The sequence below is a fragment of the Rhodomicrobium lacus genome (assembly GCF_003992725.1).
Lineage (GTDB): Bacteria > Pseudomonadota > Alphaproteobacteria > Rhizobiales > Rhodomicrobiaceae > Rhodomicrobium > Rhodomicrobium lacus.
This window is the reverse complement of record NZ_RZNF01000024.1, coordinates 18,183-32,456: the sequence shown is the minus strand read 5'-3', so window position 1 is coordinate 32,456 and position 14,274 is coordinate 18,183. Positions and strand designations below refer to the sequence as shown.

At 59.6% G+C, this 14,274-nt stretch carries 11 protein-coding genes; 8 read left to right on the top strand and 3 right to left on the bottom strand.

Annotation, left to right across the window (positions count from 1 at the left end):
- Positions 1-394 precede the first annotated feature (394 nt).
- Positions 395-2,149, bottom strand: coding sequence for an ABC transporter ATP-binding protein/permease (locus EK416_RS17585; protein WP_127079945.1), 1,755 nt, complete (start codon positions 2,147-2,149; stop codon positions 395-397).
- Positions 2,150-2,367: 218 nt separating this feature from the next.
- The gene (locus EK416_RS17580; protein WP_164730120.1) at positions 2,368-4,614 is read right to left on the bottom strand and encodes a TonB-dependent siderophore receptor; all 2,247 of its coding nucleotides are present in this window, start codon (positions 4,612-4,614) and stop codon (positions 2,368-2,370) included.
- Positions 4,615-4,750: 136 nt separating this feature from the next.
- Between EK416_RS17580 and EK416_RS18150 the strand changes: the two genes are divergently transcribed.
- From EK416_RS18150 to tolA, 7 genes are all read left to right on the top strand, one after another.
- Positions 4,751-4,882, top strand: coding sequence for a hypothetical protein (locus tag EK416_RS18150; RefSeq protein ID WP_281023895.1), 132 nt, complete (start codon positions 4,751-4,753; stop codon positions 4,880-4,882).
- A 493-nt stretch (positions 4,883-5,375) separates the two neighbouring features.
- Positions 5,376-5,828 carry a heavy metal-responsive transcriptional regulator gene (locus EK416_RS17575; protein WP_127079941.1) on the top strand — a complete coding sequence of 151 codons (453 nt, stop codon included), beginning with the start codon at positions 5,376-5,378 and terminating at the stop codon, positions 5,826-5,828.
- A 26-nt stretch (positions 5,829-5,854) separates the two neighbouring features.
- The gene (locus tag EK416_RS17570; RefSeq protein WP_127079939.1) at positions 5,855-8,290 is read left to right on the top strand and encodes a heavy metal translocating P-type ATPase; all 2,436 of its coding nucleotides are present in this window, start codon (positions 5,855-5,857) and stop codon (positions 8,288-8,290) included.
- Between the two features lie 43 nt (positions 8,291-8,333).
- Entirely contained in the window at positions 8,334-8,549 is a 216-nt protein-coding gene (locus EK416_RS17565; RefSeq protein WP_210211024.1) for a heavy-metal-associated domain-containing protein, read from the top strand.
- A gap of 326 nt (positions 8,550-8,875) precedes the next feature.
- Positions 8,876-9,793, top strand: a complete 918-nt coding sequence (gene exbB, locus EK416_RS17560) for a tonB-system energizer ExbB (RefSeq protein ID WP_164730119.1) — start codon at positions 8,876-8,878, stop codon at positions 9,791-9,793.
- A gap of 3 nt (positions 9,794-9,796) precedes the next feature.
- The gene (gene exbD, locus EK416_RS17555; RefSeq protein ID WP_127079935.1) at positions 9,797-10,264 is read left to right on the top strand and encodes a TonB system transport protein ExbD; all 468 of its coding nucleotides are present in this window, start codon (positions 9,797-9,799) and stop codon (positions 10,262-10,264) included.
- 46 nt (positions 10,265-10,310) lie between these two features.
- Positions 10,311-11,066 (top strand): cell envelope integrity protein TolA, encoded by a 756-nt coding sequence (gene tolA / locus EK416_RS17550; RefSeq protein WP_245434146.1) that lies wholly within the window; start codon positions 10,311-10,313, stop codon positions 11,064-11,066.
- Positions 11,067-11,326: 260 nt separating this feature from the next.
- Here tolA and EK416_RS17545 read toward each other — a convergent pair whose 3' ends face one another.
- Entirely contained in the window at positions 11,327-12,634 is a 1,308-nt protein-coding gene (locus EK416_RS17545; protein WP_164730118.1) for an alginate export family protein, read from the bottom strand.
- A gap of 653 nt (positions 12,635-13,287) precedes the next feature.
- On the opposite strand from EK416_RS17545, the gene EK416_RS17540 reads away from it, so the two are divergent.
- Positions 13,288-14,127 (top strand): transporter, encoded by an 840-nt coding sequence (locus tag EK416_RS17540; protein WP_164730117.1) that lies wholly within the window; start codon positions 13,288-13,290, stop codon positions 14,125-14,127.
- The last annotated feature ends 147 nt before the right edge of the window (positions 14,128-14,274 follow it).

Below are 14,274 nucleotides of genomic sequence, written 5' to 3'. Positions count from 1 at the left end.
CTCTACCCCTGAGCTACGCCCGCTCTGGCGATGCGGCGAGTCACCTCGCCGCCGGGTCCGTGTCTTATTACGCAAAGCTGGCGGCGATGCAAGTCCCTTTTGCCGCTATCCCCGGCGTGTTTCGCGGGCCGTGTGGGGGCTGGCCGGACGCCGCGCGGGAAGACTGCCCCTGCAACGGCGCTTCCGAAGAGTCTGAGGCATGGAAGGCTCGCAACCGCGCGGATCGCCCCTGTTTTCGTTTTCGGCGAAGGCTTCCCGTCCGTTCCGGAACGCTGTGCTTCGCATGCAAGTCGAGGTCGGGGACCGCGCCCGCGCAGCCTGTTGGGAAATCTGATGCCGAAAAGGCCAGCCGCGACGAAATCATTTCGGTTGCCCCGCTCGTGGCTGTGTTATTTCAGTCGACCCTCTGCTTATCGATCGTGGCCGCGCCGGTCCAATCGGGCTCTTCCGGCTTGCGGCGCCCTCGGCTTTCCTCCGGGCCTGCGCCAAACTGGCTGAAGTCAACCCGCCTATGATGAAATGCCTCCACCGTGGAACGGTGGGCGATGCTGACAATGGCGCAATCGGGCAATTCGTCGAGCAGCAGGCGATACAATATTGCCTCCGTGGCAATGTCGATCGACGAAGTCGCTTCATCAAGAAACAGGATATCGGGTCTGAACAGGATGGCCCGGCAGAAAACGAGACGCTGCTGTTCTCCGGGCGAAAGCCGAAGCGACCAATGATCCTCCTCGTCCAGCCTGCTGGTCAGGAAATCGAGACCGCATCGATTCAGCACGCGGACGATTGCAGCGGTGTCGTAGCTGTCGACGGAACCGGGATAGATAATCGCCTGCCGAAGCGAGCCCACGGGGAGATAGGTGCGCTGCGGCAGAAACATCAGACGGCAGCCTTCCGGGAGAACGACTTCGCCGGAGCCATGGGGCCAAATTCCGGCTATGGCGTTGAGAAGCGTGCTCTTGCCGGTGCCGGACGGCCCCGCGATCAGGGTGCGGGTTCCCTTGGGGAAGCTCAGCGACAGCTCCTTGGCCAGCACGCTGCCATCGGGAAGCCGCAGATCGATGCTTTTCACGGTCAGGGCTTCCTGATCGGCTTTCTCACGATGATCGGGGCCGTTCGTGGTGACGGCGGAACGGATCGCTTCGTCAAACCGAACGAGCCGGTCCACCGTCGCGCGAAGTTCGGAAATCGTGACGTAATTGGTCGCCAGCCAACGCAACGAAAGCTCGATCTGCCAGAATGCGCCCTGCGCCTGCATCAAATCGCCAAGCTGAAGGTTGCCGGCGAAATAGCCCGGCGCCATCAGCGCGAGGGGGAACAGGTTGGTGAACTGCCCGAAAAAGCGGTTGGTGACCGCCACGCTCGTCTTGCTCACGATGACAGCAACCCAGTTGAGGTAGACCTTGCCGAACCTCTCGTCGAGAGTCCGCGCCTCCTGATTTTCACCCCTCGAAAGAGCAATGCTTTGCGCATTTTCACGGATGCGCATCAAAGAAAAGCGGTAATCGGCTTCGAGTCTTTGATGCTGATATTCCAGAGGCGGCAGCTTGCGGCCAATGACGAACGTCGCGGTGGTGGAAATGATCGCGTAGGCCAGCGCCGCCCAGCACAGGAAGCCGGGTACCGACAGGCCGAAGAAATCGAACTTGTTGGACAGAACCCAAAGGATGACGGCGAAACTTGCGAACCCCAACGCGGCGTGGATAAGGCCGAGGAACAGCTCGATAAATTTATCGGTAAAAACGCGCACGTCCTCCGCGATACGCTGATCCGGATTGTCGGTGCGCTGGCCATTGAGCTGGATGCGGTAATAGGCGTATCCGTTCAGCCATTTGCCGCTCATATGCTCCGTCAGCCAGCGGCGCCAACGCAAGCCCAGCATTCCACTGAAATAGGAGTTGGCCGCCACGGCGACCACCAGCAACGCGAACCATTGCCACCAGACGAAGAATTGGTGAATAAACGCATCAGCGTCGCGGTTATGAATCGAGTTATAGAAGGGTCCATTCCAGGTATTGAAACCGACGCCTGCGGCTGTAAGCCCCAATTCAGAGAGGATGGCGGCCGCCAGCAGCGCGATACCGACCCAGCGATCCTTCGATCTCCAATAGGGACGAGTGATCGTCCAGAGGCCCCGCAGGAAAGACATGAATTTTTTAGACCTTGTTGATGTTTTCCGGATCGGAAGCCGCAGGCTGTGCCGAGGCCGCCTTCCCGATCTCGACGATGGAAAGGCGGTATTCTCTTCTTGTCCGGACTGACTTGATGGAAAGCGAAGCTGTGTCCGCAGAGAAACCCGGCTTCGCGTGCATGCTTCTCGAACGGCACCACAGTCTCAAACTGCGATCGCTCAATCTGAGCTGAAAATCAGTTCAGTGAAGCGACGGGGCTAAAGCTCTTGCGCAAGGTGAGCAGGAAGTTACGAGGATCGCCGGGAGTGTTGTATGTGTTCAAGCCGCCGAGCCGGGTATAATATTGCTGGTCGAAGATGTTATTCACATTGAGCGTGAGTGAAATATCCTTATCGACCTGATAGCCGATCAGCGCATTGACGACGGCATAAGGGTCTTGATTGCGCAAGCGGGCATATGCATCACTGTAGCCTGCATAGGTCTGCGTCTGTGCTACAAACCCTGCCCCGACGCTCCAGCGATTCCAGGCATCGTCCTGAAACTGATACTTGGCCCACACCTTGACCACATGTCTTGGCAGCCAGAGGCTGATCGCTTGTCCCTCATAGCTCGATGCTGAGGCCAAGACTGTATACAGGTAGTCGTAGCTTGCGGAGAGGTCGAGGCCGGGCAATACCTTGCCGGTTACCGAAGCACCGACACCTTCGCTTACCGCTTCGCCAGCCGCTGTATAATAGGTCAGGGAGGGCGTGGAGTGGGTGGCGTCCACGAAAGCGCGGTTCACGTCTTGAATATAGAACGCCGAAAGCGAAGTTCTGAGGCGTTTATCAAGGAACTCTCCCTTGATGCCCACTTCATACTGCTCGCCCTGTCGGGGCTGGAGCGGCTCCCCGCTGTATGTCAGATTGGTTTGCGGGATGAAAATGTCAGAGTAACTGCCATACACTGAGATATTCTTGGTAACGTCGTAGAGTACCGCGGCATAAGGAGAGAAATGATCTTCGGCATGAGCCCCTTGTGCCCAATTCGTTACAACCGAAGGGGCGAGGTTGCGGGTCTTTGCGTCGAAATCGGAGACGCGGCCGCCCAAGATTACCGTAACGTCGGTGAGCGGCTTCAAGCGGGCCTGGCCGTAATAGCCCGACTGCTCGTAGAGGCTCTCGCCACCGCTTGTATAGGGAGTGCTGATCGACGCCAACTTGCTATCGGGATCCAGCACCGAGACGCCCTTAACCGCGATGTTGGCGCTGCGCACGTTAGTGGTATCGAAGCGGTCGTAATTGTACCCGAAGAGCAGTTCGTGCTTCTGACCGAAGAGATAGAGCGGGCCCTGCGCATAGGCATCCACACCGAGGCGCTCATACTCGTAGGCTGCCTTTCGCGCCGCGTAATCAGCGGTCAGGTCGGCATATACACCGCTCGTCGGATAAGCGTCGTGGAACTGCTGGTCCTGTTCGAAGAAGCGCGCCGAAACCTTCACCCGCCATTCGCTGCCGAGCTTCTGCTCAAGCGATGTGTTGTACTCTCTCGAGTCCCAGAACGTGGAATTCCAGGAAGGATAAACATTCGTGCTGAGCGGCAGGTCGGTAAAGCGTCCGCGAAGATTTGCCGGAACATCACTGGTCGTATTCCAAGCGGGCAACCCGGAATAGGACGGCCCGAAGTATTTCTCGTCGGTGGCCGAAATGGTGAACAGCGTACTCTTGGTCACGTCGGCCTCAAGTATGCCGTAGGCGAGACCGTTGCTTGCATGAAAGCGGTCGAAGAAAAAGTCCTGGTCGTTTCCTTCGAGAACGCCGCGAAACCTGACGGTTTTGGCCTCGTTCAACGGCGCCGAGAAATCGAGTTCGCCGTGCTTCTGATTCCACGAGCCATAGGACGTGGACCAGCCGAATTGCACGTCGTTCGTCGGCCGCTTATGGACGAAGTTTACCACACCTGACGGGTTGGGTGCCGCTCCAAGAAACAGGCCATCGGGGCCCAGCAGAACCTCGATGCGGTCGTAGATTGCGGTATTGAACTGGCGATAACCGGACAGGGAGTTATAGACCGGCACCCCGTCGACGGCCGTATTCAGGGCCCAGCCGCGTGCGTAATACTGCCCTTGGTCCGGGTTGTTGGAAACGACCTGAACCCCCGGCGCGGTCGCCACAGCTTGCCAGGACGTAGTGAGATTCTGGTCCTCGATTTGCTGACGCGTTACGACCGACACCGTCTGGGGAACTTCAAGGAACGCGCGCGGCTCCTTGCTGGCTGCGGTCGTCGCCGCGGCGCTGTAGGAGTGCGTGCCCTGCGTGTCCGCGCTGGTATCGCGAATGCTCGGGGGCTTGGATGCGATCGGCGCAGGGGCGGCGTCGCTCCGGCGTTCATCCGTCGGCTTTTTGGCGTTCTTCTTGGCTTTGCCCTTGGAGACCAGCAAGGGCGGCAGATTGGTTGTCGTCGTTTCCCCGTTGGATTGAGCGTTAGCCGGTATGAATGTCATGCTTAGTGCCACAGTACTCGACAGTACAGCGTATGAAAGCCTCAACATAAGTCTTCTTCCCTCGTCAATTTTACTCATGATTTGCCAAGCCACTTCCCAGGTGGCTCGCAGAGATCAGATCGGCCCAGATAAGAGAATGACGGGGGGGACCGCGGTTTGGTGGTGGGGCGGCGGCGGACAGCTTCGCTCCGTCGCCGCTGGCGCTCAAGCCAGAGCCGGGATCGAGAAGCTCCACGACACGGCGATCGCGCAGCCACGCCTTCCTTGACGTGCGAGCAAAGGCCGGATCGGATTTTGCGCAGCGCCCGTGGATACGGATCGCGTCTGAAGACGAAATCGCGGTTTCGGCTGACGCCGGGCCAGCCGCGTTCGTTGCACGGACGACCGTGCTGCAAAATTTTGTCATTTTCCCCCACAAATGCCCTCGGTCGCACCGCGACCGTTGCCCAACATTCGTGCCCGAGCTTAGGTAATCACAAATCAAAAATCATTGGTAGATTGAAAATTGAAAAAATATTAGAGTATACTCTAGACTTTCTTGAATGAAATTAAATATTTATCGAATTCGCTCCGAGAAATAATATACCACCAAATAGAGCTGGCGTGGTTTCATTTAATAAAGATCAGGGATAAGAAGGAAATCGACACCAAAGGTCGGCGATGCTGCGTTAAGCCGGGGGTGACTGCCGATCCGCAGGCCGGTTCACCTCGGCAATTTTCCCCGTTGACTCTGGACCTGACCCAAAGGTTACGGTTCCGTTATGAAACGTTCGCCGCCTACCCATTTCAAGATCGGAGCGTTGGCGCACCTGGCCGACGTCGCCGTCGACACCATCCGATATTACGAGCGGGAGGGACTTCTCCCGGCGCCGCAAAGACGCAAGTCCGGCTACAGGGAATATGACGCCGACGCTGTCGAGCGGGTGCGTTTTATTCGCCGGGCCAAGGAACTCGGCTTCACACTCGGCGAGATCCGCAGCCTTCTTTCATTGGCAACGGATGCCGAGCACGGGGTGGAAGGCGTGCAGCGCAAAGCGCGCGAACGCCTTCAGGAGCTGGATCGGCAAGTCGCGGATCTGACTTCCATGAGGGATCGCTTGGCCCAGCTGCTCGCGGCCTGTCCCGGCCAGGGCGATCCCGGGTGCTGCCCGATCCTCAACTCCCTTCACGGCGCCGAGCCGGTTCCGCCCGTCTCCAGCGATTGTTGTTCATGATCGCAGAACTCACGAAGTCGTCTTCAATGAGCCCATATCCCGCCGCCACCGTCAGCTTTCCCGTTCGTGGCATGACCTGTGCTGCTTGTGCCGGAATAATCGAGACCGTCCTGAACAGGCTACCAAGCGTCAGGGCGCGGGTGAATTTTGTCGCCGAACGCGTCCAGGTCGAATTCGATGGCGCGCAGGTGAACCCGCAAGCCATGGTGGAAGCGGTAGGCAAGGCCGGTTTCTCGGTGCCCTCGGAGACAGTGACACTGAAAGTGTCGGGAATGACCTGCGCGGCCTGCGCCAGCGGGATCGAGCGGCTTCTCGCCCGAACTCCAGGTGTCCTTTATGGGAACGTCAATTTCGCTTCGGCGAAGGCGCGTGTCGAATACACGCCGGGCGTCGTCGACATCGCGGATATCGTCAGCAGGATTGCGAAGGCGGGCTTCGGCGCGGAAGAAGTCCGCGAAATCAGCGCCGCTGAAGCCGAGGCGAGAGAGGCGCGCGAACGCGTCAAATGGCGGAAGGAAGTGGCCTTGTTTGCCGTTTCCTCGATCCTGACGTTGCCTTTACTGGCCCAGATGTTCGTGATGTTCGACGTCTCGACGTTGGACCAACTCGGTCAGGGGCACCATTCAGAGTTTTTGCCGCGTTGGCTGCAATTCGCCCTCGCTACGCCCGTACAGTTCTGGATCGCCTCCCGGTTCTATAAAGCCGCCTGGAACTCCGTTCGCTCGGGATCCGCGAACATGGATGTGCTGGTCGTGCTTGGAACCAGCATGGCCTATTTTTCCAGCGCTTTCGTCACGGCCTTCGGTTTGTCCGATCAACACGTCTACTTCGAGGCCAGCGCATCCATCATCACCCTTGTCCTCCTCGGGCGTTTGCTGGAAACACGCGCGAAAAATCGAACCACCTCCGCGATACGGGCGCTGCTTGACCTGAAACCCAAGACTGCTCGCGTCGAACGCGACGGCGTCTTCGTCGAGGTCGACGCCGGAACGCTCGTTGTGGGCGATGTGTTTCAGGTTGCTGCCGGAGAAAGTGTGCCGGTCGACGGCGAGGTCATCGCGGGCCGGTCGAGCGTCGACGAGGCCATGCTCTCCGGTGAAAGCCTTCCCGTTTTGAAGGCGCCGGGCAGCCGTATCTTTGCTGCCACCATCAACCAGAACGGAATGCTGAGAGCGCGCGCCATTGGAGTCGGGGCTGACACCATGCTCGCGAGAATCATACGCATGGTCGATGAAGCCCAAGGCTCCAAAGCGCCCATTCAGCGTCACGTGGACAAAATCGCTGCCGTCTTCGTGCCTGCGGTCGTGGCGATCGCCCTGCTGACCTTCGGTTTCACCCTGGCGTTTGACGGCGCGGTTCAAACCGCGCTCGTCCACGCCATCGCCGTGCTGGTCATCGCGTGCCCCTGCGCGCTGGGCCTGGCCACGCCGACCGCGATCATGGTCGGGACCGGGCTCGGTGCCAGGGCAGGAATTCTCATTCGAAACGCGGAAGTGCTGGAACGCGCGCGCTGTCTCAAGACACTGGTTGTCGACAAGACGGGAACCCTGACGGAGGGCAAGCCCGAAGTGACCGACATCGTGCCCGCCGCCGGCGAAACGGGCGAGCGCCTTCTGGCCGTTGCCGCAGCCCTCGAAGCTGGCTCGGATCATCCCCTTGCGCGCGCCATTCTGAAGAAGGCAGAGGAGTCCTCCATCGCGGTGCCCGCCGTAGAGGCGTTTGAAACCATCCCCGGCGAGGGAGTCTCAGGCAGGGTCGAAGGCGCGTCGGCGCGGCTCGGAGCACCGGCGTGGGTCGCGGAAATTGCCCCGGCTGGCGAAGCCTCTGCCAGGAACGCGGCAGAGGCGCTTCAGGCTGAGGGCAAGACTGTGGTCGGCGTGGCGATCGAGAACCGCCTGTTGGGCTTCCTCGCCATCGCCGACCGAATTCGAGAGTCCTCCCCTGAGGCTGTGGATCGTCTCCGCGCGATGGGCATCGAGGTGGTGATGATGACGGGCGACAACCGTCACACCGCCGATGCAATCGCCAAACAGGCAGGTGTCCAGCGCTTTTTCGGCGAGGTCTTGCCGCACAACAAGGCTGACGAAGTGCGTCGTCTGCAGGCGGCGACGCCCGGTCAGGTCGGCATGGCAGGCGACGGGATCAACGACGCGCCCGCGCTGGCTGCTGCCGACGTCAGCTTTGCCATCGGAGCGGGATCGGACGTCGCCATCGATGTCGCGGACGTGGTTCTGGTTCGAAACGACCTGCGCGGGGTACCGGCGGCCATAAGCCTTTCCACCGCGACCGTCCGCAAAATTCGCCAGAATCTCTTCTTCGCCTTCATATACAACGCGTTGGGAATTCCTCTGGCGGCAGTCGGCTTGCTGAATCCCGTCGTCGCCGGCGCCGCCATGGCACTGAGTTCGATTTCCGTGGTTAGCAATTCCCTTCTGCTTAACCGCTGGAAGCCGTGGCAATGACGAGCCTCTTCCTCGACACCCGCTTTCTTAAAGAAAGGACCAAATGATGACCCAGATTGAACTCACTGTAGACGGAATGAAATGCGGCGGATGTTCCAGCCGCCTGAAGCGTGTCCTGGAGGAATCGTCCGGGATAAAGAAAGCCGACATCGTGCTTGAGACGAAGAAGGTTAACGTGTCCTACGACGCGGCAAACGTGAATCGCGCCGCAATCGAGGACCTCATAAGGGGAGCGGGCTTTACGGTGCTCGCTGCCTGAGGAAAGACACATTCGGGCTTGTCGGTTGCCGGGACATTTGCAGAAGCTTTTGGCCAGCAAACGAGTGCCCGTGCAATCGATACCGGCGCGCAAAATTTGGGCAAGACTGCGCGTCCAGAAGATGGGAGTTTGAGAGATCTAATTATGACTAAACCGATCATCATGATATCGCGTCATGCCGAAGATGCGCGCTTACGCGCCTGTGCGCCGCTGCGGCAATCGGCGGGGCAAATCTTGCCACGTATTGAAGCGAAGACCGCCAGAACTCCCGGAAATCCAGCTTCGGACGCAGCATGCCCTTACACCGCTGTCAGCGCAGGCGTGGCATGAGAAAAGCTCTCTCGCTGTTTGCGGTGGTGCTTTTGCTTGCCAGCCCTTCGATGGGACAGCAGCAGGCCAATTCCCCGGCGCCGGGCGTTGACGCTCACGCGCCAGCGCACATTCCAGACGAAGCAGTTCAGACGCCGCCGGTTCAGAAGAGTCCGGTTGAACTTGCGGACACCGCGCCAGAACAGGTGAAGTCGACCGCGACGCCTCATGATCTCGGGTCCGCGCTCGGCGAGCTTTCGCCTTGGTCCATGTTTGTATCGGCCGATGCCGTCGTTAAGGCCGTGATGATCTGCCTTGCCTTCGCCTCGCTTGCCACCTGGACGATCTTGCTCGCAAAATCCGCGAGTTTCCGTTTGGCGCGGCGGCAGCTGGAGAGGTCATTGCTGCGAATTTCAGCCTGCCGCACCCTGCCTGAAGCGGAACTCGCACTGGGCCCAAAGACGGACGTCCTTGGAAGCTTCCTGTCGGCGGCAACGGAGGAGATTCGCATATCGGGCCACGGCTCCAGCGGCAGCGGTATCAAGGCCCGCGCGGCTTCGAGGTTCTCGGAAATAGTCCGCGCGGAAAGCCGCGCTGTCCGGCAAGGGATCGGCATACTCGCGACGATTGGAGCAACCGCGCCGTTTGTCGGTCTTTTCGGCACTGTCTGGGGCATCATGAACAGTTTTATCGGTATTTCGAAGTCCCAGACGACAAACCTAGCGGTTGTCGCGCCGGGTATCGCCGAGGCGCTGCTGGCAACGGCTTTTGGCCTCGTAGCCGCGATCCCCGCCGTCGTGATCTATAATTACCTGACGCGGGTCATGAGGGCTTACCTCGACCTTGTCGGTCGCGCCTCCGGCGCCACAGAGCGCCTGTTGTCCCGAACTCTCGAAAAGACCGGAGCGGGCGCGGACATCCGCGCTGCAGAGTGAGCCATGGAAAATCCCACTCATGCGGACGCCCATGAGGGTGAAGACGAAGAGGTCCACGACATCAACGTCACCCCTTTCATCGATGTCATGCTCGTGCTGCTCATCATATTCATGGTGGCAGCACCCTTGTCGACCGTGGATCTTCCCATCGACCTGCCGTCGTCAAGCGCGGCTCCGACAAAAAGACCCGACAAACCCATCTACATTACGATCAAGGCCGACCTGACACTTGCGATCGGCGAAAATGATGTCAGCCGCCCAAATCTTGTTCGTGCGCTTGATGTCTCCGCCGAGGCGACGAAGGAGCGGCGCATTTTCCTTCGCGCCGACCGTGGCGTCGCCTATGGCGAGCTTATGGCCGTGCTGGAGTTGCTGCGTCGCGGCGGCTATCAGAAAGTTGCGTTGGTGGCACTCGAAAAGCTCCCCGATGGCGCGGATCTGTCAGCCGCGCCAGCAGCCTCCGGTCGGTGAGTGCCCCATGACAGAACTTGAGCCGACGACCCGAATATCCTCCCGAATGTGGGCATCGGCAGCGGCTGCCGCCCTGCTGCTGCATTCCGGGTTCATCGCTATCGGGATGACGCTTCTCGAGACCGGCGATAGCGATCCGGAGTTCGGAGCGCCCGCGATCGAAATCGGAATTGACCTGCTGACCGTCCGCGGTGACCCTACCGACCTGCCGCCAGGGCCCGACTCTGAAGAATCGGCGGCTTCCACGTCGGCACCGACCGCGCGTCAGGAGATCGAGCAAACCACTTTGCCGCAAGAAACGCCGGACAAGACCGACGACCCCGAGCGGCTTGTCGCTCCTGCCGAGGCAAAGAACCCGAAGGAGGAGGAGAAAGTGTCGCCCAGCGTCGGCACAAGTTCCTCGACCCCATCCATCGCCTCCGAGGCGACAGCGATGCCGAGGCAACAGGACGCTGCCGCAGGCGACCGTTCTGTCACGCCGGTGCAGGGATGGGGCAGCAGTGATCAGCGCATCCGCGCAAGCTGGCAAAAGGAACTCGTCGCCCATCTGAACAGGTACAAGCGCTACCCAGCCAGCCAAACGCTCGATGGCGTCGAGGTTACGGTAAAATTTGTCATAGACGACACCGGCCATGTGCTTTCGTCAACCATCGTGCGCGGATCGAGCGAACCATCTTTCGACGCCGCTGCGCTTGAAGTGCTCCGTCGTGCCAATCCGGTACCGAAGCCGCCGTCCTCCGTTGTGCAGGAAGGGCTGACATTCACTTTGCCCATCGTCTTTGGCTTGAAAGGCGGGAAGTGACCCGTTCCCGGGTCAGAGGTAGACGGGCGTATCTGCGCGAACAGCACCCGTTGCTCGCATCTCGCAGTTTTTACAGCGAGCGGTGAGCCGTCGCCGCCTGTCCCTGATATGGCGACAGTATCACGGGGCTCCGCTCGCTCCGTTGATGCTGCCGTTTTTTTTGGGGGGGCTCCTTTTTGAAAAGCTTCGGCCCGCCAGATCATGGTGCCATGCAGAACGTGATGTAAGGGCGCCGACGCAGATGCAGCGGCGCCATCGGTTCAAAACCGGATCATGACCTGAGCACGGCCGTAGTCGAAGTCCGACCCACTCGCGCCATCCGTACCTCGGGCCGCGCTGATGTAGTCGCCGGCGAAGACATGCGCGTAGACCGCCTCGACCTTGACGAAGGTATTCACGTCCCATTCGAGTTGCACTTCCGCTATGTCCGCGACGCCGCGGGCGGTCGATCCGGCGGCTCTCAGGATGGTGCCCGGCGGCCCATAGACGGAATCGGCGATGGTATCCTTCCAGACACAGTTCCAGTTCACCTCAATGAAGATGTCGTGCGGGAGCTGAAACTGTATGTAGGGAGAGACGTTGATCGCGTTCGAAAGGCCGATGAGCGACATTTCAGCGATCTCGCTAGCGGCAGGGTAAGGCGCGGCGAAGGTGCGGAAGGTTCCGTCACTGAGGTTTCTGTCGCCGGAGCCGTAGTGGGTGCGGAAGCCGAGCCGCGGCTTGATCTCTGAATCCTTCGGGATGCCGACGAGGCTTCCGACGCCGCTGCTGATGTCGCTGTTGAAGCCGAAGGCGGAGATGTCGGCGCTGCCGAAGGTGCCGAACTGATAGGCGCCTTCGACCGCGTATTTCACCGGCCCGATGTCGCCCGTCACGCGCGAGCCGAGCGTCCATCGTTCCTCGTGGGCGGTCCCTCTGGCATAGCGCACGCTCTGCTGTTCGCGATCCATCAGGTAGGTTTCAACCGTGAAGGGCGCGCCGAGGGGCTTTTTGGCGATCGCGTAGACGCCCTTGAACGTCTCGACTTCGGATGTCGTATCGTCGAACCAGCCCTTGTCGATGATGACGGGCTTTGCGTCGAACACCCTGACCGTAAGGCCGCCGTTTACATATTCCACGAGCGCGCCGTCGAAAGTGCGGCGAATATTGGTCGGATCCCGCACGGCAAGCCACCGCGTCGGACCGAGCCACAATTCCTGACGACCGAGCCTGATGGTCAGTGTGCCCTGGTCGGCGGATGGAAGAATGAAGTCGGCAAAGCCTTGCCTGAGGTCGAGACCGCTTTGATCGTAGGCACGCGTGAACACGCGGCCGTCCTCGGTCGATGCATCCACCTGCAGGAAGGCGCGGAAGTTTTCCGAAAGATGCACATCGGTGTGGAGCAGGATCCGCTCCTGATTGGACGCGAAATCCTTCTGCGAGGCGTTCAGATCGAACAGGTAGGGGGCGAAGGTGTCGAGCCGGTAGCGGATCTCGCCGCCGAAGCTGATATAGTTTTCAGGCGAGCCGAACAGCGGCATGTATTTGAGTTGTTCGTAGCCGGTTAGCGGTTCGTCTTTTTTCGCCAACCAGGAATAATCTTCTTTCCAGCGGTAAAACTTGAATTCGATCTCCTCCTTGCTGCCGCCCGGGGAGTCGGCTCTGACGTTTGCCGTCGCGAAAAACATCGCGCAGCACACGCAGAGTAGAAACAGACACGCCCGCTCGCAAACCACCAAAGCCCGCGCTCGACGCGGGGCTCGAAAATGCCCACCCATTGTTTTCCCCCCGCCCGGCCCGCGCTTCCGCGCGGCACGGACGACTGCCCAGTCGCTGTTTTTATTTCCCGGAAGCGCCTGTTTTTCTTGCCCAAAACGCACCGGGGGAAGTCAGTTCTAAGCCAGATCGGCGAACGCCGTCATGTAGCCTTTCGGCTAGAGATTCGGCCTATGGATGCCCGTTCATGAGACCTCATTCAAATACGGGGTCCATCACGGACCCTGCTATCTAGAACCACTCCAACGTGTGTCTTTCCGGTTCCGCTGGCTCGCAAATGCGCAGGCTGAGCCCACGCTTTCCACCCTCCCTGTTGACTAATAATATTTCAATGGCAACCATCATAGCGGATTTTTCGATCCGCTGCTCGTCGCTTTGTTTCAATTATGCGTATCAGTGCATTCGATTGTTCGATTGGCAATTCGGATCTGGGATTCAGGGCACCACCGAAAAGGGGCATAGAAGAATGAAGCTGAGGATAGCGGCGTCCGCAGTAGCGGCGCTGGGATGGGGAGCGTTTGACGCTCAGGCAGGTTCGATAACGCAGCCGGGCGAAACGGCAGGCCTTGCACTCGGTGCGCCGTTGCCGGAAGGTCTATACTTCCTCAACACGGGCAGCGTCGGCGGCTTTCGCGCAGTGGGCAACGACGCCACTCTCGGCGTAAATATTCCGGTGCTGGCGTGGTCGACCCCATGGCAGGTGGCGGGCGGCCGCATCGAGGCCTACGCGGCCGCGCCTTTCGTCAGCTATAGCCTGCCTGACGATACGGATCATTTCGACCTCTACAATCCGTTCTTCACGGCGGGCATCGCATGGGATCTCGGCGGCAACTGGGGTTTCAGCACCTTTGTCGGCGCTTACGGCCCGGTCGACAACGATCTCGGACAGAATATGTGGGTGTTCAACAGCCGCTCGGCGTTGAGCTACACCGGCGATAACTGGAACCTTACGGCGCATGTTATTATCGGCCTGACCGGCGAGGATGAAAATACCGGCGTCAGGACCCATCCCGACTATGTCAACCTCGACCTGACAGCGGTCAAGACCATCGACAAATGGCAGGTGGGTCTCGTCGGGTTCGGCTCGTGGGATACGAGCGGCACCTTCTACACAGACAGGAAGCAGTCTCAGTTCGCGCTGGGCGGTCTTGTTGGGTACGACTTCGGCAAGTTCACGCTTCAAAGCTACATCACGCATGACGTCTGGACGAAAAACTACGAGACCGAGGAAACGCGTGGCTGGCTGCGCCTCATCCTTCCGGTATGGTCCGCGCCGAAGGCCGAGCCGGTGACCTACAAGCGTTGATGCCGGTCGTCGACCCACGCTGACTGTAATTGTTTTGCCCAAAGGCCGCAGTCTTCGACCTTTGGGCAATATCAGCGAATATTCAGTCGCCGTACAGTTTAGCAGCTTCACATCAAGTGAAGAGAAAACAAGAAAATTCGGGGGGAC

Coding starts and splice junctions, on each gene's coding strand:
- EK416_RS17585 (WP_127079945.1), bottom strand. CDS start 2,149: ATGTCTTTCCTGCGGGGCCTCTGGACGATCACTCGTCCCTATTGGAGA.
- EK416_RS17580 (WP_164730120.1), bottom strand. CDS start 4,614: ATGACATTCATACCGGCTAACGCTCAATCCAACGGGGAAACGACGACA.
- EK416_RS18150 (WP_281023895.1), top strand. CDS start 4,751: ATGACGGGGGGGACCGCGGTTTGGTGGTGGGGCGGCGGCGGACAGCTT.
- EK416_RS17575 (WP_127079941.1), top strand. CDS start 5,376: ATGAAACGTTCGCCGCCTACCCATTTCAAGATCGGAGCGTTGGCGCAC.
- EK416_RS17570 (WP_127079939.1), top strand. CDS start 5,855: ATGAGCCCATATCCCGCCGCCACCGTCAGCTTTCCCGTTCGTGGCATG.
- EK416_RS17565 (WP_210211024.1), top strand. CDS start 8,334: ATGATGACCCAGATTGAACTCACTGTAGACGGAATGAAATGCGGCGGA.
- exbB (WP_164730119.1), top strand. CDS start 8,876: ATGAGAAAAGCTCTCTCGCTGTTTGCGGTGGTGCTTTTGCTTGCCAGC.
- exbD (WP_127079935.1), top strand. CDS start 9,797: ATGGAAAATCCCACTCATGCGGACGCCCATGAGGGTGAAGACGAAGAG.
- tolA (WP_245434146.1), top strand. CDS start 10,311: ATGTGGGCATCGGCAGCGGCTGCCGCCCTGCTGCTGCATTCCGGGTTC.
- EK416_RS17540 (WP_164730117.1), top strand. CDS start 13,288: ATGAAGCTGAGGATAGCGGCGTCCGCAGTAGCGGCGCTGGGATGGGGA.